This window comes from Bradyrhizobium brasilense (assembly GCF_029714345.1).
Taxonomy (GTDB): domain Bacteria; phylum Pseudomonadota; class Alphaproteobacteria; order Rhizobiales; family Xanthobacteraceae; genus Bradyrhizobium; species Bradyrhizobium australafricanum.
On sequence record NZ_CP121669.1, the window covers coordinates 8,176,898 to 8,195,158 of the forward strand.

Here is an 18,261-nt window from a genome sequence, read left to right on the forward strand (position 1 = left end):
CGACCGAACGCGATGCGAGAGCCAAAGTCCTTTTTGCGCATATTCACCGAAGCCGGTCCGCTGGTCGCGCTGACGGTGGCGCTTGCGCTGTTGATCGGCATCGCCCAGCCCGCCTCGGCGCAATTCTTCGGCTTCCCCGGCTTTGGTGGCGGACCGCCGCAACCACAGCGCCGCGCTCCGCCGCAGCATGGCGGCGGCGGCTGGTTCGGCGGTGATTTCTTCGCGCCGTTCCAGCAGCAGCAGCCGCAATCATCGCAGCCGCAGCGGCCGCGCGAGGATTTCTCGCGCGCTCCGGCACCGGCCAAGCGCGAGGCCGCCGCCGAGCGCAACGTGCTCGTCATCGGCGACGCCATGGCCGACTGGCTCGGCTATGGCCTGGAAGATGCCTATTCCGACCAGCCCGACATGGGCGTGATCCGCAAGCACAAGACGGTCTCCGGCCTGATCCGCTATCAGCCCAAGGGCGATCCGGCGGATTGGGCCGCGGCCGCGAAGGGCATTCTCGCCACCGAGAACCCCGACGCCATCGTCGTGATGCTCGGTCTCAACGACCGCACCGCGATCCGCGAATCTGTCGTGGAGAAGAAGGTCGACAAGAAGGACGAGAAAAAGGACGCGCGCGGCAAGCCCGAGGCCAAGCCGGGCGACAAGCCCGATACCGCCGCCAAAACTGATGGCAAGCCGGTCGAGGCCGAGCCGCCGGCCGACGACGCCGACAATGATCAGCAGGCCGCGCCGGAAAAGACTGCGCGTTCGCCGAACGGCCTCTATGAATTCCGCGACGACCGCTGGGTCGAGCTCTACGGCAAGAAGATCGAGGAGTTGATCAACGTGCTGAAGAGCAAGGGCGTGCCGGTGCTGTGGGTCGGCCTGCCCGCGATCCGCGGCCAGAAGGGCACGTCGGACATGCTGTTCCTCGACGCGCTCTATCGCGACGGCGCCGGCAAGGCCGGCATCACCTATGTCGACGTCTGGGACGGCTTTGTCGACGAGGCCGGCCGCTTCATGCAGAAGGGCCCGGACTTCGAAGGCCAGCCCCGCAAGCTACGTACCGATGACGGCGTGTTCTTCACCAAGGCCGGCGCGCGCAAGCTCGCGCATTATGTCGAGCGCGAGGTGACGCGCCTGCTCGCGGTGCGCTCCGGGCCGATCGCGCTGCCCAGCGAACCGGCGACGCCGGATACCAGCGCCGAGCCCGGCAAGCCCGCGCCGCGGCCGTTGGCAGGGCCGGTGCTGCCGCTGGTCGCCTCCACGGTCGGCACCGATCAATTGCTCGGCGGACCGGGCTCGCGGCCCGCCGCCGTCGATGCGCTCGCCGCGCGCACGCTGGTGAAGGGCGAGGCGCTGGCACCGCCCGCCGGCCGCGCCGATGATTTCGTCTGGCCGCGCCGCGAGATGGGCCGCGAGCAAGCCAAGGGCGATGTGCCGGTTGCCGCGACCACGCCGGCCGCGCCGGCGGGCGGGCCGGCCAATCCGCCGCCCTCGACCACGGCGATCGCGCCCGACGGCTCGATCATCACCGCGCCGAAGCCGCCAAGGCGCGTGTTCCGTCCGGCCCAGACCCAGGCCCAGCCGCAACAGCAGCCGCAGACACAGCCCTGGCTGCGCGATCTGTTCGGGTTCGGCGCGCCACAGCAGCGCCCGCTGGTCGCTCCGCCGCCGCGCCCGCCGCGCGGTGTCGGACAGCGGGCCGCGGTGCCCGGGAGTCCGTGGCAGTAAGGATTTCTGCCAGGCTCTTCAGACGACGAAACGGGCAGGCTCCGTCATTGCGAGCAAAGCGAAGCAATCCATCGATCCGCACGCGCGGACAGATGGTTTGCTTCGTCGCTTCGCTCCTCGCAATGACGACAGGTGGGTTTGCAAGTCAGGCGGAAGCCGTAACCCGCCGATGTCTTGCGCGGCGGGATGGTGGGTTACGCTGTCGCCAACCCGCCCTGCGATTTCATCGTATGGCTCAACCGTAATAGCGCCAGCGCGACGGCGGCGGGCGGCGCGGCTGGCGCGTCATCAGGAGCGCGAGTGCAAAGCCGATGCCGCCGGCGATCAGCAGCGATCCCAGCGGGTTCTCCTGCACCGCATGCGCCATCGCCTTCTGTCCGCTGCGAACGGTCTCGCCGCGATGCTCATAGGCATCCTTGGCGTAGTTGACCGCGGTGTCGGCGGCGTCGCGCGCGGCGTCCTTGGCCTGGCCGTAGAGATCCTGCACCGAGCCCGCGGCTTCGCGCGCGCGGCCCGAGGCCTGGGTCTGCGCATCGCCGGTCGCGTCGCCGACAGCACCTTCGGCCTTGCCCGCGAACTCCTTCGCCGTTCCGAAAATCCGATCCTTGTCCATCGTCACGCTCCCTGATCTGTCCGGGAGCTAACCGGGAAACGGCGCGCAGGTTCCTGCGGTTACAGGATCAGCCCACCGTCGACGACGATGGTCTGGCCGACGATGTAGGAGGCGAGCGGAGAGGCCAGGAACAGCGCGGCGCCGGCCATGTCGGCGGGCGTGCCGAGACGCTTCAGCGGAATGCGCTCGAGCGCGCCTTCGAGACGCTTCGGATTGGCCGTCGTCGCCTTGGTCATCTTGGTGTCGACGAGACCGGGCGCAATGCCGTTGACCCGGATGCCGTTCTCGGCCCAGGCCTCGCCGAGCGTGCGCGTCAGCCCGACGGCGCCGGTCTTCGAGGCGTTGTAGGCCGGATTGCCCATGGTGGAATGATAGGCCGCGGTCGAGCTCACGATGATCAGCGAGCCCTTAGCTGCGCTCAGCATCGGCTGGAATTTGGTGGCGCAGGCCATCAGGCTCATCAGGTTGACCTCGAGCACCTTGCGAAAACCCTCCATCTCGAATTCCCCGCGGCGGTAAATCACCGCGCCCTGCGCCAGCACCAGCACGTCGAGCCGGTCGAACGACGGCTTGAAGGCCTCGATCGCCTGCGGGTTGCTGACATCGAGCTGCGCGTAGGCGAGGCCCTCGAGATGCGAGCCTTCTTCGGTGGAATAGTCGCTCGCCTGCGCGCGGGTGCCGCAGATCGCGACGCGCGCGCCCCTGGCGCGGAACGCCTGCGCGATGCCGTTGCCGATGCCGCTGGAGCCGCCGACCACCAATATCTGCTTGCCGCCGAAATCGAGCTCGTTCATCGCGCGTTCCTCTCTCGTGCTGTTGTCTTGATTGAGCATGATCCTTCTCGGAAAGCCAACCGGGAAACTTGCGTTAACGCGCTGCGCGCATGCCGATATCGGATCAGTGGTTTGACGTATCTTGCGATCGGTGCCAGCGTTGCCGTCTCTCACAACGCAGAAAATCAACGGGGGGTCCGTCATGTCCGAATACAAGCAGCTCAGCCGTTCGGTGAAGGGCCTCACCGTTCTCGTCACCGGCGCCGCCAGCGGCATGGGCCGCGCCACCGCGCGGGTGTTTGCCGATGAAGGCGCCAATGTCGCGGTCACCGACCTCACCGAAGAAGGCACCCAGACGGTGGCGAAGGAGATTTCCGCAGGCGGCGGCTCGGCGAAGGCCTGGACGCTCGACGTCGGCGATCGCGACGCCATCACCAAAGTCGTCAACGACGTCGCCGCGCATTTCGGCGGGCTCGACATCATCGTCAACAATGCCGGCATCTCGGTGCGGGTGCCGATCGACGATCCCGCGTACGAGGACGCTTGGGCCAAGGGCATCGCGGTGATGCTGACGGCGCATCCGCGCATCATCCGCGCGGCACTGCCATACCTGCGCAAGTCGCACTCGCCACGCATCGTCAACATCGCCTCGACCGAGGCGCTCGGCGCGACCGCGCTGCACAGCCCCTACTCCGCGGCCAAGGGCGGCGTCACCAGCCTGACCCGCTCGCTCGCGGTGGAACTGGGACGCGAGGGCATCACCGTGAACTGCATCTGCCCGGGCCCGATCCGCACCGCCATCACCGACCGCATCTCCGAGGAGCACAAGACGCTCTACGCCAAGCGCCGCACCGCGCTCGCCCGTTACGGCGATCCGGAAGAGGTCGCGCACATGACGCTGAGCCTGTGCCTGCCCGCTGCATCGTTCCTGACCGGCGCCGTGATTCCGGTCGACGGCGGGTTGATGGCGCGGAATGCCTGACCCGCGCACGGCCCGCGAGCGTTGACAGCGCGCGCGCGTCGAGTAGCCTTCCCGTCAAACGAAGCGGGAAAACCGCCCGCGATAGACGGGGAGATACGCCAATGACGGTCCTGATCCGGCAGCTTCACAAGCATTTCGTCGGCGAGGTTTCCGGCGTCGATCTGCGCAAGCCGCTGACGAAGCAGGAAGCGATCGACGTCGAGGCCGGCATGGACAAATACGCCGTGCTTGTGTTCCACGGCCAGGACATCTCCGACGAGCAGCAGATGGCATTCGCGCTGAATTTCGGCGAGCGCGAAGATGCGCGCGGCGGCACGGTGACGAAGAAGCAGGACTACCGCCTCGCCTCCGGGCTGAACGACGTCAGCAATCTCGGCAAGGACGGCAAGCCGCTGCCGAAGGACCACCGCACCCATCTGTTCAACCTCGGCAACTGCCTGTGGCATTCCGACAGCTCGTTCCGGCCGATCCCGGCGAAATTCTCGCTGCTGTCGGCGCGCGTGGTGAACCCGAAGGGCGGCAACACCGAATTCGCCGACATGCGCGCCGCCTATGACGCGCTCGACGACGAGACCAAGGCCGAGATCGAGGACATGATCTGCGAGCACTCGCTGATGTATTCGCGCGGCTCGCTCGGCTTCCTCGACTACACCGACGACGAGAAGCAGATGTTCAAGCCGGTGCTGCAGCGCCTGGTGCGCACGCATCCGGTGCACGGCCGCAAGTCGCTGTATCTGTCCTCGCACGCCGGCGCCATCAGGGGCATGAGCATGCCGGAGGCGCGGCTGCTGCTGCGCGATCTGACCGAGCACGCGACGCAGCCCGAATTCGTCTATGTGCACAAATGGACGGTGCATGACCTCGTGATGTGGGACAACCGCCAGACCGTGCACCGCGTCCGCCGCTACGACCAGTCGCAGCCCCGCGACATGCGCCGCGCCACGGTCGCGGGCACCCAGCCGACGGTCGCGCAGGAAGCGGCGGAGTAGCGGTCGCGAAGGCTGTCGTAGCCAAACCACCGCTGTCGTAGTCGAACCCACAGCCGTCGTCCCGGGCAAGCCAACGGGTCGGCGCGAAGCGCCGCCCGATGACAGGCTCCGCGCGACCCGGGACCCATAACCACGGAGCGCCGTTGTTGCGCGACGCTGTGGCCCCAGCGCGGTGCCGCAACTGCATGCGGTGGTTATGGGTCCCTGCTTTCGCAGGGACGACACCGTGAATGTGGACGGATCGTCGACGACGTCAGCGCGGCCTACGCGTGGCCGGCGTCGTTCGACAGCATGCCGGCCTCGATGCCGATCTTGCGCAAGGCGCGCGCGTATTTCTCGTCGACGTCGGTACCGAAGATCAATTCCGGATCGGCGTCGCAATGCAGCCAGCCATTGTGCTGGATCTCGTTCTCGAGCTGGCCCGGCGCCCAGCCGGCATAGCCGAGCGCGAGGATCGCGTGCTTCGGCCCTGCGCCCTTGGCGATCGCCTTCAGGATATCGACGGTCGCGGTGAGCGAGATGCCGTCGTCGATGTTCAGCGTCGCATCCTGAATGTAGAAGTCGCTGGAATGCAGCACGAAGCCGCGGCCGGTATCGACCGGGCCGCCCTTCATCACCTTCATCATCTCGGCATTCTCGGGCAGCTGGATCTGGTCCGACTTCTCGATGATGTCGAGCTGCACCAGTAGCCCGGGGAAATCGATGCTGCCGGCGGGACGGTTGACGATGATGCCCATCGCGCCCTCGGAGGAATGCGCGCACATGTAGATCACGGAGCGTTCGAAGCGGGGGTCGTTCATGACAGGCATCGCGATCAGCATCTGGCCGTCGAGATAGCCACCTTCGGCGGCATGGGCACCGACGGCCGGGCTTCTGCCGGCGGCGGTTTTGCGAGTCTTGCCTGTTTTGCCTTCAGGGCGCATCCGCAAAGGCCTTTCCTGCTGATTTGACATCCTGATATCGGGTGGCGGTTCTGTCAATCAACCATCGACCGTCGTGCGGCGATGCATCACAAGCAATTCAATGGTTTGCACCGAAAGTTGCGGGTAAAGACGTCTCATGATCGTCATAGTTCCCTTGCGTGCCGCATTTGGCGTTGCCGCCCTGTTTTCCGTCGCATGTATGGCAACGGAGGTCCGCGCCGACGACGCCTCGCCGTGGCAACAGGACACGCATTCGGCGGTGCGGCTGCTCGCCGGATCGCGCAGCGGCGCGGTGCTGCTTGGCGGCATTGCGTTCCAGTTGCAGGACGGCTGGAAGACCTATTGGCGGACGCCCGGCGATTCCGGCGTGCCGCCGCGGTTCGATTTCTCCAGGTCGGATAACGTCGAGGCGGTCACCGTGATGTGGCCGGCGCCGCGGCAATTCGACGACGGCGCCGGCGGCACCTCGCTCGGCTACAAGCACCAGGTGGTGCTGCCGCTGCGCATCGTGGCGAAGAATCCCGACAAGCCGCTGGTGCTGCGCGCCGACATCAACTACGCGGTGTGCGAGAAGCTGTGCGTGCCGGTGGAGGCGAAGGCCGAGCTGGCGTTCGCAAGCGTCGCATCGACCGAGGACGCCGCGCTGTCCGAAGCGCTCAACGCGGTGCCGAAGCCTGCCAATATCGGCGACCCGATCCCGTTTTCGATCCGCGACGTCAAGCGCGACGGCAAGAACAGCGTGCTGGTCGATGTCAGCGCGCCCGAGAGCCGCGACCTCAGCCTGTTCGTCGAGGGGCCGACGCCCGACTGGGCGCTGCCGGTGCCCAAGCTCGTCGAACACGCGCCGCCGGGCGTGAAGCGCTTCACCTTCGAGCTCGACGGCCTGCCGCCCGGCGCCAAGGCCGACGGCGCCGCGCTGAAGCTGACGCTGGTCGGCGGCGACAAAAGCTACGAATTCAATATCAATTTGAATTGAGCCGTAGGGTCATTCCGGGGCGATGCAGCGCATCGAACCCGGAATCTCGAGCTCCCGGGTTCAGTGCTTCGCACTGCCCCGGGACGACCCCGAAGGGGTGCGTCGCCGAACCCAATCTTAACGTTTCGTTGATAGATCGGAGGCCATTGCCGCCACGCGGCGCTTTAGGAATTTTCCGCCTTGGCTGTGATGGAGACACAATCGGCAACCTCTGCGCCATTGGGCCGGGCCGCACGCCTGCGTGGCCTCGCTGCGCGCGCGCTCGGCGGCACCAACGAGGCGTCGGTCACCAAGCGCCTCGCCGGCATGATCTTCGCCATCCGCGTCATCAGCGCCGGCATCGCCTATCTCGCGCAGATCCTGCTGGCGCGCTGGATGAGCGGCTCGGATTACGGCATCTATGTCTATGTCTGGACCTGGGTGCTGCTGCTTGGCAGCACCATGGATTTCGGCATCGCGCCCTCCGCCCAGAAGATCATTCCGGAATACCGCGCGCGGGGCGACCTCGCGGCGCTGCGCGGCTTCCTCTCCGGCGGCCGCTGGGTGGTGCTGGCGACGTCCAGCATGGTCGCGCTGCTGCTCGCCGGCGTGATCCACCTCGCCTCGCCCTGGATCGATCCCAACGCGGTGCTGCCGCTCTATATCGGCTGCCTGACCTTGCCGCCCTTCGTCGTCGCCAACACCCAGGACGGCATCTCCCGCGCGCATGACTGGATGCAGCTCGGCCTGATGCCGCAGTTCATCGTGCGGCAGGGGCTGATCATCGCACTGACCGTCGGCGCACTGGCGCTCGGCCTCAATCTCGGCGCCACCGCGGCGATGATCGCGAGCGCGGCCGCGGTGTACATCGCGGCGATCGGCCAGATGATCGTGCTCAACCGCCGCCTCACCGCCCATCTCGGGGTGGGCGAGAAGACCTACGACGTCAAGGGCTGGTTCGCGATCTCGCTGCCGATCATGCTGGTCGAGAGCTTCTATCTGCTGCTCGGCTACACCGACGTGCTGATGCTGCAGCAGTTCCGCTCGTCCGAGGAGGTCGGCATCTATTTCGCCGTGGTGAAGACGCTGGCGCTGGTGTCGTTCGTGCACTACGCGATGGCGGCGACCACGGCGCACCGCTTCGCCGAATACAACGCGCTCGGCGACAAGGACCGGCTGTCGGCCTATGTCGCACACGCCATCAGCTGGACGTTCTGGCCCTCGCTGTTCGCGACCATTGCCCTGCTGGCGTTCGGCAAGCCGCTGCTGTGGCTGTTCGGCCCGAAATTCGTCGACGGCTACAGCATCATGTTCGTCGCCGCGATCGGCCTCGTGGTGCGCTCGGCGATCGGGCCGGTGGAGCGGCTGTTGAACATGCTCGGCCACCAGAGCATCTGCGCCACCGCCTATGCGGTGTCGTTCCTGATGAATGTCGGGCTCTGCATCGCCCTCGTCCCCCGCTACGGCGGCATGGGCGCCGCCGCCTCGACCTCGCTGTCGCTGACCTTCGAGACGATCCTCTTGTTCTATGTCGTGCGCTCGCGCCTCGGGCTGCACGTGCTGGCGTTCGGCAAGCGGCGGACGGCGCCGTAGCATTCGGCCGGCGCGGCATCATGCGATGGCATGACCGCCGCCGGACTGGAAAACCTGCCTGACCGCGTTCAGCCTTGCGCCTGTCAGGCGCGCCTGACGTCCGCCTGCTGCCAATTGTGGCCGGCAACCATACGGCGGAAGAACCACAGAACGGCCGGGCAAGCCAGGAGCATGGCGGCGCCGAAGTCGAGCGCCGCGCTCGCGGAGCCGACCGTGGTGGAGAGCTTTCCTCCGATCGCAGGTCCAGCCAGCATGCCGGCGTAAAAGACGGTGTAGAATATTCCCATTCCGATCGGCCGCGTCTTCTGCTCGAGCACGCGCGCAGGCAGGCTCATGATCGGACCGGCAGGCAGGCCGCAGAGGATTCCAAGAGCAATGACGACGGGAAGCACCGTGCCGCTGCGCGACAGGAGCAGTGTCAGGAGCGCGAAGGCGATGCAGCCCGTGACCAGGATGACCTCGCCGCGCCTGGTCCGATCGGCGAGGAAGCCGCCTAACGGCACCGAAAGGGCGGCGAGCCAGAGCACGATACTGATGGTTGATCCGGCTGCGGCGCCGGACCAGCCTTGCTCGACCAGCATCGATGGACCGAAACTGAAGATCATCGCAAAACCGATGTTGTAGAGACACCAGATCAGCCCGGCGGCAATCACGGCGCAGATCGTGTCGGCGGTCAGCGTGCTGCGCTCGCCTTCAACCGCGACGGCCGCATCTGGCGCGCGATAAACCAGAGCGATGAGGCCGAGACCGATCAGGATCACCCCGGCGACAGCAAGATTGACGGCATGGAGTCCGAGCGTGGCCCCGATTGCCGGCAACAGCATGAGAGCGACTGCGATGCCGGCCGGCCACGAGTTGATGAAAATAGCCATCGCGGTGGCGATTTCCCGGCCGGCAAACCAGTCCGCGACCATCTTGGTCATCAGAACGTTCAGGAGGACGCCGCCGATGCCGGCAGTCAGTCGGCCCGCGATCTGCACGCTCCACGACGTCGACGTGGTCATCAGCAGTTCGCCTGCCAGCATCATCAGGAGACCGGCAAGGACCACCACCTTGTCGCCATAGCGGCGGCCGATCGCGCCGCCAGGCAAGGCAAGCAAGGCGCCCGGCGCAAAGTAGAGCCCGATCAGAATGCCGATATCGGCCAGGCTCGCGCCCAGACCCTGGCTGAGCTGTGGCGCGATGGCCGCGACGCTCTGAAACTGAAAGGCGATGGTGGCACGAGCGACGAACAGAGCAGCAAGAATGGTCCAGCGGCTTCGCATTTGGATTTTCTCCGATGCCCAGAACTATGTCGTCGGCTTGATGTTCTGGTTCAGGCGGAAGAAATTCGTCGGATCGTACTTGTTCTTGAGCGCGACAAGACGTGCGTAATTTTCGCCATAGGCGTCGCGCACCCGGTCTTCGCCCTCGTCCCCCAGGTTGTTGGCATAGACACCGCCGGTCGAATAGGGCCTGACGGCACTCCACAGCTCGCGCGCCCAACGCATGTTCGCCTCGTCACCGGCTGGATCGTCCCAGATCGCCACGGGAAAACAGTCGAACGCCGCATCACGGTTTGCGTAAGGCGAGCCCGACACCGGAACCCGTGCGATTGCGCCGCCGACATGCTGGAGAACCAGCAAGGACGAGATGTTGGGGGCTCTCGCATAGGCGTCGAGCAGCGCGTCGATCGCGCCTGCACCGATCTCGCGCAGAAATTGCGCCTTCCAGTAATAGCGACGTCCCCGCGGAAACAGGGCATCGCCGCCTGACTGAATCTCGAGATAGGGAACGGTTGCGAGGCGCGTCTCGACGGGCGAGCCGAACTTGACGATCGGCGAAAGGGCGCGCTCACCGTCATGATGCGAGCCGACATAACAACCGGAGATGTTGAAGAACCGGTCGCCCGACGGCAGCGTCACAAGGGCCGCATCGACGTTGACCTCATCGGCAGCGTTGCGGGCGAATTCATCGTAGAACTGCATGGCCTCGCGCGCCTGATCGTAAGGATAGAGCGTTGACGCGACGGGCAACGACGTGCCGATCGCGTGCAACTGGTATTCGAACGCAGTCACGATGCCGAAATTGCCGCCGCCGCCTCTCAAGCCCCAGAGCAGGTCGGGGTGTTCGGTCGCGCTGGCCCTTAAAACTTGTCCCTCGGCTGTCACCACTTCGGCGGCAATCAGGTTGTCGCAGGTCAACCCGTATTTTCGCCCGAGCTTGCCGAAGCCGCCGCCAAGCGTGAGCCCGGCGATGCCGGTGTCGCTATTGACCCCCATGGTGGTCGCCAGGCCGTGCGCCTGCGTGGCACGATCGAATTCGCCGAGATCGAGGCCGGCCTCCGCGCGCGCGGTGCGCCTGACCGGATCGACATCGATGCGTTTCATCCGCGACAGGTCGATGACCATGCCGCCGTCACAGACCGAGAGGCCGGCGACATTGTGGCCTCCGCTGCGAACGGCCACCGGGAACGTGCGGGACCTCGCGAACGTCACCGCCTCGACCACATCCCGGGTATCCGCGCAGTAGGCGATCATGGCCGGCCGCCTGTCGATGGCGCCGTTCCAGACCTTGCGCGCCTCGTCGTAACCGGCGCTCCCGGCGAGGACCACCTCCCCCTTGAGCCGTAGCTGGGAGCTGGGCCGAAGCTCGGAATGCGGTTCGCCCATCACCAAGTTATTTGCCTGCCGCTGCTCCATCCGATTTGCTCCTCGCCAGGAATGCCCATGCCATCATCCCACGGCGTGCCAAATCGTCCTGAATCCGATCGGAAAAAGTTGCAAAATTTTGCCAAAAGCGATGGCTGCAGGCGATGGCGACGCCTGCAGCCTCAAAACAAAAGCCGGCCCTGATCCAATCAGGGCCGGCTCGTTTCTTAGGCCGCCAAGTCCCGCCGGAAAATTACTCCGCGGTCCAGCCGCCGTCGATCGAGTAGTTGGAGCCGGTGATCTGCGCGGCATCGTCGCTGCACAGGAACAGCGCAAGCGCCGCGACCTGATCGGAGGTGACGAATTCCTTGGTCGGCTGCGCGGCGAGCAGCACGTCCTTGATGACCTGCTCCTTGGTCATGTTGCGCGCCTTCATGGTCTCCGGGATCTGGTGCTCGACCAGCGGGGTCCAGACATAGCCCGGGCTGATGCAGTTGCAGGTGATCTTGTGCTGCGCGAGCTCCAGCGCCACCGTCTTGGTGAGGCCGGCGATGCCGTGCTTGGCCGACACATAGGCCGACTTGAACGGCGAAGCGACCAGCGAGTGCGCCGAGGCGGTGTTGATGATGCGGCCCCAGCCGCGCTTCTTCATGCCGGGCACCGCGGCGCGGATGCCGTAGAACGCCGACGACAGATTGATCGCGATGATCGCTTCCCACTTCTCCGGCGGGAATTCCTCGATCGGCGCAACGAACTGGATGCCGGCATTGTTGACCAGGATATCGACCGAACCGAAGGTCTTCTCGCCGAGCGCAATCATGTCGGCGATCTCGGCCGGCTTGGTCATGTCGGCCGGCGAATGCACGGCCTTGACCTTGAAGTCGGTCTCGATGCCGGAACGCTCCTTCTCGATATCGGCCGGAACGCCCATGCCGTTGAGAACGATATTGGCGCCGGCGCCGGCGAAGGCGCGCGCGATCGCCAATCCGATGCCGCTGGTCGAGCCGGTCACAACGGCGGTCTTGCCTGTCAACGTACCCATTGTCGGTCGCTCCTATTTGCTTGCGGGGGGTGTGGGTTCATCCCCCGTGAGGTCGTAAGTCACCATGGTCTCCCCGGACTGCGGCCGTTCTAGCCATTCTTTGTGACGCATCGACAAATGCACGTCGCGGACGCCCGCGCCCCAGTGCTCGACCATCGCAACATGGGAGAAGTCGTAGTCCTTCGAGGAGCTCTCGTAGTTCTTGCTCTTGTAGATCAGGTGAACCACCGTGACGGTGTTCTCCTTCGACGCCTTGCGCAGCAGCTCGACCGACGGATCGTTCTTCAGGTAATCGGGCAGCTTGCCGATCAGGTCGCGCACCGCCATGCGGGCGTTGTGGATCTGCCTGTTCTTGTCGGTGTTCATCCGCGTCCGGCTGGAATAGCGGATGTCCTTCTCGCGCTCGGCGGCCTCCAGCAACGTCTCCGGCAACGGCCCGCGCGCGCTGAACAGATCGACCTGGAAGATCAGCAGATCACGGTTGACCTCCTCGTCGAGCACGAAGTCGAGCGGGGTGTTGGAGGCGATGCCGCCGTCCCAATAATGCTCGCCCTCGATGACGACGGACGGAAAGCCCGGCGGCAGCGCGCCCGAGGCCATGATGTGCTCGGGGCCTATCTTCTTGCCGAGCTTCCTGAACTCGTAATTGTCGAAATAGCGGAAATTGCCCGAGGTGACGCTGACCGCGCCGACCGACAGGCGCGTCTTCAGATCGTTGATGCGGTCGAAATCAACGAGGCGCTCCAGCGTCTTCTTCAGCGGCCCGGTGTCGTAATAGCTCAGCGATTGCGAGCTGCCGGGCGGCCACAGCGGCGCCGGCGGAATCCGCGGCGTGAAGAAGCCGGGCACGCCGAAGGTCGCGATGATGGCCGCGCTGGTCTCGTTGAACAGCGAGCGGGCGCGCTCATGGTTGGAGACCGGATTCCACGGCACCGGCGCCGACACCATCTCCCAGAATTCCTTCAGCCGCAGCACGCGCTCGGCCGGCTCGTTGCCGGCGATGATCGCGGCGTTGATGGCGCCGATCGAGATGCCGGCGATCCATTCCGGCTCGAAGCCTGCGTGGCAGAGCGCCTGAAAGGCGCCGGCCTGATAGGAGCCGAGCGCGCCGCCGCCCTGAAGAACCAGCACGCGCTGCGCTTGCGCCGGCGTCGAGGCAGGCGCGGTGTCGGAAGTATCCATTCGTAACCGTTGGGGCTGCAAACAACGAGAACGCCGCACCGTGGCGGCTGTTCGCCGCGGCGTCAATCAGCGAGATTATGGGGTTAGATCACGCGGAATTTATCGAGATCAGGTTGCCGCCAAAATGAGCGTCCAGAATACCTTGTACTTGGTGTTGGGAGCATAGACGGCCGCGATGCCCATTTTTGTGACACCGCTCTTCAGCATATTGGCCTTGTGCGGCGGTGAATCGCGCCAGCCCGAAAAGGCTTCCGCCAGCGTGTGATAGCCGGCCGAGATGTTCTCGACCGCCACCGTCGCAGGATAGCCCCCGGCCTGCAGCCGCTTGCCGAGCGGGGCCTTTACGTCATGGTCCATCTTGTTGCGGGCGGCCATCGCCTGCGATTGCTGCTCGGCGAGCTTGGTCAGGTCCGGATCGACCACCACGGTGCCAAGACCATTGTTCTGGCGATACTGCGAAAACATGATCGCGGCCGCCTGGCTATCCAGGACAGCGCCGGGTTGGGCCATGTTGAGATACATGGTCGGTTCTTCCGGGATTTTGGTGTCCGTGCCGCAGCCGGCAAGCAGCAGAAGCCCGAACAGGGCGACCGTCGTCCGTTTCACTGTAAGAAAACCCCCAAAGATTGGCCCGCCGTTGTTGCATACCAACCGTGGCTGAATGGTGAACAGGGGCTAACTTTTGGCTGCGAAATGCCGTCATTCCGGGGCGCGAAGCGAGCCCGGAATCTCGAGATTCCGGGCTCGGTCCTACGGACCGCCCCGGAATGACGGTGGATGTGGTCAGGAACCGTCGCCCGGATGCCTACTCCTGGGCGGCAAAAATCCGGTAGCGGCGGGGCTGCAGGGAGACGATTTCGCCGGCCTGGAGCTCGCGGTCGCGGGGGGCGTCGATCTCGATCACGGTTTTGCCCTCGCTCCCCGACAGGGCCACCTCGGCGCGCTGGATCGGACCGAACGAACGGACGTGCCGGATGGCGCCTTCCAAGGCGCCGGTTCCAGCCGGGCCGACCGCCATGTCGTGGCGGCGGACGAACAGTTTTGCCGCGCCCGATGCCGCGCCGAGCGCCGGAATGTTCAGGGGACGGCCGTCCAGCCGCACCGCATCGCCGGCGACGTCGACCGGCAGCACGATGGATTCGCCGATGAAGCCATGCACGAAGGCGGTCGCCGGATTGTCATAGACCTCGCCGGGCGAGCCGATCTGCTCGATCTTGCCCTTGTCCATCACCACGACACGGTTGGCGACTTCGAGCGCTTCTTCCTGGTCATGGGTGACGAAGATCGAGGTGACGTGGATCTCGTTGTGCAGCGAGCGCAGCCATTGCCTGAGCTCCTTGCGCACCTTGGCATCGAGCGCGCCGAACGGCTCGTCGAGCAAGAGGATCCGCGGCTCGATCGCGAGCGCGCGCGCCAGCGCGATGCGCTGACGCTGGCCGCCGGACAATTGGCTGGGATAGCGGTTGGCGAGCCAATCGAGCTGCACCAGGTCGAGCAGGTTCTTGACGCGGGCGCGGATCGTCGCTTCGTCCTTGCGGATCGCGCGCGGCTGCACGCGCAGGCCGAAGGCGACGTTCTCGAACACCGTCATGTGGCGGAACAGCGCGTAGTGCTGGAACACGAAGCCGACCTGGCGCTCGCTGGCGCCGCGCGAGAGCGCATTCTCGCCGTCGATCGCGACCTCGCCCGAGTCAGGCCAGTCCAGGCCCGCGATGATGCGCAGCAGCGTCGTCTTGCCGGAGCCGGACGGACCGAGCAGGGCCAGCAACTCGCCGTCGGCGACCTTGAGGTCGACATTGTCGAGCGCGGCAAAGCTGCCGAACGTCTTTACGATATTCTTGACTTCAATCGCCATCGGGCACCTCTGCCTCGTCGAGCCGCCGCTCGAGAACGGTTTTCGCCACCAGGGTGATCAGCGCCAGCATCGCGAGCAGCGACGCGATCGCGAACGAGGCAACGAACTGGTATTCGTTGTAGAGAATTTCGACCAGCAGCGGCATCGTGTTGGTCTCGCCACGGATGTGGCCGGACACGACCGACACCGCGCCGAACTCGCCCATCGCGCGCGCGTTGCAGAGCAGGACGCCGTACAGCAGGCCCCATTTGATGTTGGGCAGCGTGACGCGGAAGAAGGTCTGCAGGCCGGAGGCGCCGAGCGAGATCGCGGCTTCCTCTTCCTGGGTGCCCTGCTCCTGCATCAGCGGGATCAGCGCGCGCGCCACGAAGGGGAAGGTGACGAAGATCGTCGCCAGCGCGATGCCGGGTACCGCGAACAGGATGTGGACGTTGTGCGCCTGCAGCCATGGCCCGAAATAGCCCTGTGCGCCGAACAGCAGCACGAAGACCAGGCCCGAAATCACCGGCGAGACCGAGAACGGCAGGTCGATCAGCGTGATCAGGAAGGTCTTGCCGGTGAACTCGAACTTCGAGATCGCCCAGGCCGCGATCACGCCGAACACGAGATTGAGCGTGACCGAGATCGCGGCGATCAAGAGCGTCAGCTTGATGGCGGCGAGCGCCTCAGGCTCCGCCAGCGCCGCGAAATAAGCGACGACACCTTTCGAGAAGGCCGACGCAAACACCACGACCAGCGGCAGCACGACGAAGATGCTGAGGAAGGCGATCGCGAGCGCGATGATGATGAAGCGGATCGGGCCGGGCTCGGTGCGCAAATTGCGCTGCGCCGTCCCCGGCTCCGCGCGCGCGATCTCGAGCCGCGGCGCCGGCGCGGCGACGCTGACATCGGTCGCGGGTGCGTAGGTCCGCAGTTGCGTGGTCGAGGTCACCAATCCCGTCTGCATCGACATCTCGACCTCAATGCACAGGGATGCGGGCTTGCGCCCAGCGCTGCAGCCGGTTGATCAGGAAGATGATCAGGAACGAGGCCACCAGCATCACGACCGCGATCGCGGTGGCATCGGCATAACGAAATTCGGACAGCCGGATCACGATCAACAGCGGCGCGATCTCGGAGACATTGGGCAGATTGCCGGCGATGAAGATCACCGAGCCGTATTCACCGATGGCGCGGGCGAAGGCGAGCGCGAAGCCGGTGAGCAGCGCCGGAATCAAGCTCGGCAGGATGACGCGAAACACGGTGTGCCAGCGATTGGCGCCCAGGCTCGCCGCCGCCTCCTCGATCTCGGGATCGAGATCGATCAGCACCGGCTGCACCGTGCGCACCACGAACGGAATGCCGATGAAGATCATCGCGATGAAGATGCCGATCGGCGTGAACGCGACCTTGATGCCGAGCTCCGCGAGCGGCGCGCCGAGCCAGCCCTTCTGCGCGAACAGCTGTGTCAGCGCGACGCCGGCGACCGCCGTCGGCAAGGCAAACGGAATATCGACGATGGCGTCGAACAGCCGCCGGCCCGGAAAGCGGTAGCGCACCAGCGCCCAGACGATGACGGTGCCCATCACCAGATTGACGCAGGCGGCTGCAAACGAAAGCCCAAACGAAATCTTCAGGGCGTTCAGGGTGCGGCGGCTGGTGATGATGGCCCAGAACTGGTCGAGGCTCAGCTCGAACGTCTTGAGGAACAACGCGGCCAGAGGAATCAGGATGATAACGGAGAGCCAGGTCAGGGTCAGTCCCATGGTGAGACCGAACCCCGGCAGGGTACTGCGCCGTGCAACCGCTGTGCTCACATATCCCCCTGATAATCCGATCAGTTCTTGTAAATCTGATCGAAGATGCCGCCCTCGGCGAAGTGCTCCTTCTGGGCCTTGGTCCAACCACCGAAAACGTCGTCGATGGTGAAAAGTTCAACCTTGGCGAAGGATTTTTCGTACTCCTTGGCGATCTCGGGATCGCGCGGCCGGTAGGAGTTGCGCGCGGCGATCTCCTGGCCTTCCTTGGTGTACCAGTATTTCAGATAGGCCTCGGCGACGGCGCGGGTGCCCTTCTTGTCGGCGACCTTGTCGACGACGGCGACCGGCGGCTCGGCCAGGATCGACTGCGCCGGGGCCACGATCTCGAACTTGTCCGCGCCGAATTCGCGAAGCGCCAGAAAGGCTTCGTTCTCCCACGCCAGCAGCACGTCGCCGACGCCGCGCTCGACGAAAGTCACGGTCGAGCCGCGCGCGCCGGTGTCGAGCACCGGCACGTTCTGATAGAGATCGGCGACGAACTTCTTCGCCTTGTCGGTCGAGCCGAACTTCTTCTGCGCATAGCCCCAGGCGGCGAGATAATTCCAGCGCGCGCCGCCCGAGGTCTTCGGGTTCGGCGTGATGACGCTGACGCCGGGTTTAATCAAATCGTCCCAATCCTTGATGCCCTTGGGATTGCCCTTGCGCACCAGGAACACGATGGTCGAGGTGTAGGGCGAGGCGTTGAGCGGCAGCCGCTTCTGCCAGTCGGCCGCGATCAGGCCCTTGCCCGCGATCGCATCGATGTCATAGGCGAGCGCCAGCGTGACGACATCGGCCTGCAATCCGTCGATCACCGAGCGCGCCTGCGAGCCTGAGCCGCCATGCGACTGCTTGATCTCGACGCTCTTGCCGGTTTCCTTCTGATAGGCCGCGGCGAACGCCTTGTTGAAATCGACATAGAGCTCGCGCGTCGGATCGTAGGACACGTTCAGCAGCGAATAGTCGGCCGCAAAGGCCGAGCTCGCCCACAACAATCCCGCGACCAGCGGCAGGATACGACGGATCATTTCGCTCTCCATTCAACCTGAGAAATGTCAGGGAACACGCAAGACATAACTCACGGTGAAGTGGTCTTAAGTCAACGAAACCGGTTTTCTTTGTTTTCGGCGGCGCAGCGCGCTTGTGCTACGAAGTCGCGGCACTGCGAAGGCTTTGTCGCGTCGCCAAATCGCGATGAAGGCTCATCGCGATCGAGCGCCCTGCTCC

General features: G+C 65.2%; 17 protein-coding genes. 5 read left to right on the forward strand and 12 right to left on the reverse strand.

Going from position 1 to position 18,261, the window contains the following annotated elements; all coding sequences use genetic code 11:
- Positions 1–12: 12 nt before the first annotated feature.
- Positions 13–1,719: an SGNH/GDSL hydrolase family protein gene (locus QA635_RS37810; protein ID WP_283064937.1), complete on the forward strand. Its 1,707-nt coding sequence runs from the start codon at positions 13–15 to the stop codon at positions 1,717–1,719.
- 235 nt (positions 1,720–1,954) lie between these two features.
- On the opposite strand, the gene QA635_RS37815 is transcribed toward QA635_RS37810, so the two are convergent.
- Together QA635_RS37815 and QA635_RS37820 are read right to left on the reverse strand one after the other, a co-directional pair.
- On the reverse strand, positions 1,955–2,332 hold the full coding sequence (locus QA635_RS37815) for a CsbD family protein (RefSeq protein ID WP_050387227.1): 378 nt from the start codon (positions 2,330–2,332) through the stop codon (positions 1,955–1,957).
- Between the two features lie 59 nt (positions 2,333–2,391).
- On the reverse strand, positions 2,392–3,126 hold the full coding sequence (locus QA635_RS37820; RefSeq protein WP_283064940.1) for an SDR family NAD(P)-dependent oxidoreductase: 735 nt from the start codon (positions 3,124–3,126) through the stop codon (positions 2,392–2,394).
- A gap of 181 nt (positions 3,127–3,307) precedes the next feature.
- Between QA635_RS37820 and QA635_RS37825 the strand changes: the two genes are divergently transcribed.
- Positions 3,308–4,087 (forward strand): SDR family NAD(P)-dependent oxidoreductase, encoded by a 780-nt coding sequence (locus QA635_RS37825; RefSeq protein WP_283064942.1) that lies wholly within the window; start codon positions 3,308–3,310, stop codon positions 4,085–4,087.
- Positions 4,088–4,188: 101 nt separating this feature from the next.
- Positions 4,189–5,076: a TauD/TfdA dioxygenase family protein gene (locus QA635_RS37830; protein WP_283064943.1), complete on the forward strand. Its 888-nt coding sequence runs from the start codon at positions 4,189–4,191 to the stop codon at positions 5,074–5,076.
- Positions 5,077–5,339: 263 nt separating this feature from the next.
- Here the strand turns inward: QA635_RS37830 and QA635_RS37835 are convergent, their stop codons facing one another.
- Positions 5,340–5,999, reverse strand: a complete 660-nt coding sequence (locus QA635_RS37835; RefSeq protein ID WP_076824945.1) for a YqgE/AlgH family protein — start codon at positions 5,997–5,999, stop codon at positions 5,340–5,342.
- A gap of 136 nt (positions 6,000–6,135) precedes the next feature.
- Here QA635_RS37835 and QA635_RS37840 point away from each other — a divergent pair, with 136 nt between their 5' ends.
- Complete coding sequence (locus QA635_RS37840; RefSeq protein WP_253604651.1) at positions 6,136–6,975, forward strand: protein-disulfide reductase DsbD domain-containing protein; 840 nt, start codon at positions 6,136–6,138, stop codon at positions 6,973–6,975.
- 189 nt (positions 6,976–7,164) lie between these two features.
- A complete protein-coding gene (locus tag QA635_RS37845; RefSeq protein WP_425249220.1) occupies positions 7,165–8,547 on the forward strand; it encodes an oligosaccharide flippase family protein in 1,383 nt (460 codons plus the stop codon).
- Positions 8,548–8,630: 83 nt separating this feature from the next.
- Here the strand turns inward: QA635_RS37845 and QA635_RS37850 are convergent, their stop codons facing one another.
- The 9 genes from QA635_RS37850 to QA635_RS37890 all read right to left on the reverse strand — a co-directional run bounded on the left by QA635_RS37850 (position 8,631) and on the right by QA635_RS37890 (position 18,062).
- Positions 8,631–9,812: an MFS transporter gene (locus QA635_RS37850; RefSeq protein ID WP_283064948.1), complete on the reverse strand. Its 1,182-nt coding sequence runs from the start codon at positions 9,810–9,812 to the stop codon at positions 8,631–8,633.
- 24 nt (positions 9,813–9,836) lie between these two features.
- Complete coding sequence (locus QA635_RS37855; protein WP_283064949.1) at positions 9,837–11,141, reverse strand: FAD-binding oxidoreductase; 1,305 nt, start codon at positions 11,139–11,141, stop codon at positions 9,837–9,839.
- 289 nt (positions 11,142–11,430) lie between these two features.
- Positions 11,431–12,219, reverse strand: coding sequence for a 3-hydroxybutyrate dehydrogenase (locus QA635_RS37860; RefSeq protein WP_137476689.1), 789 nt, complete (start codon positions 12,217–12,219; stop codon positions 11,431–11,433).
- 12 nt (positions 12,220–12,231) lie between these two features.
- A complete protein-coding gene (locus QA635_RS37865; RefSeq protein ID WP_283064951.1) occupies positions 12,232–13,401 on the reverse strand; it encodes a DUF3734 domain-containing protein in 1,170 nt (389 codons plus the stop codon).
- Between the two features lie 108 nt (positions 13,402–13,509).
- Positions 13,510–14,007 carry a CAP domain-containing protein gene (locus QA635_RS37870; RefSeq protein WP_028334729.1) on the reverse strand — a complete coding sequence of 166 codons (498 nt, stop codon included), beginning with the start codon at positions 14,005–14,007 and terminating at the stop codon, positions 13,510–13,512.
- A 199-nt stretch (positions 14,008–14,206) separates the two neighbouring features.
- The gene (locus tag QA635_RS37875; RefSeq protein WP_028334728.1) at positions 14,207–15,256 is read right to left on the reverse strand and encodes a sulfate/molybdate ABC transporter ATP-binding protein; all 1,050 of its coding nucleotides are present in this window, start codon (positions 15,254–15,256) and stop codon (positions 14,207–14,209) included.
- Positions 15,246–16,208, reverse strand: coding sequence for a sulfate ABC transporter permease subunit CysW (gene cysW / locus QA635_RS37880; RefSeq protein WP_425249099.1), 963 nt, complete (start codon positions 16,206–16,208; stop codon positions 15,246–15,248). Before cysW ends, QA635_RS37875 begins: the two co-directional genes overlap by 11 nt.
- Before the next feature lie 7 nt (positions 16,209–16,215).
- Positions 16,216–17,001 carry a sulfate ABC transporter permease subunit CysT gene (cysT, locus tag QA635_RS37885; RefSeq protein WP_229160995.1) on the reverse strand — a complete coding sequence of 262 codons (786 nt, stop codon included), beginning with the start codon at positions 16,999–17,001 and terminating at the stop codon, positions 16,216–16,218.
- 71 nt (positions 17,002–17,072) lie between these two features.
- Entirely contained in the window at positions 17,073–18,062 is a 990-nt protein-coding gene (locus tag QA635_RS37890; RefSeq protein WP_225645140.1) for a sulfate ABC transporter substrate-binding protein, read from the reverse strand.
- Positions 18,063–18,261: the final 199 nt, after the last annotated feature.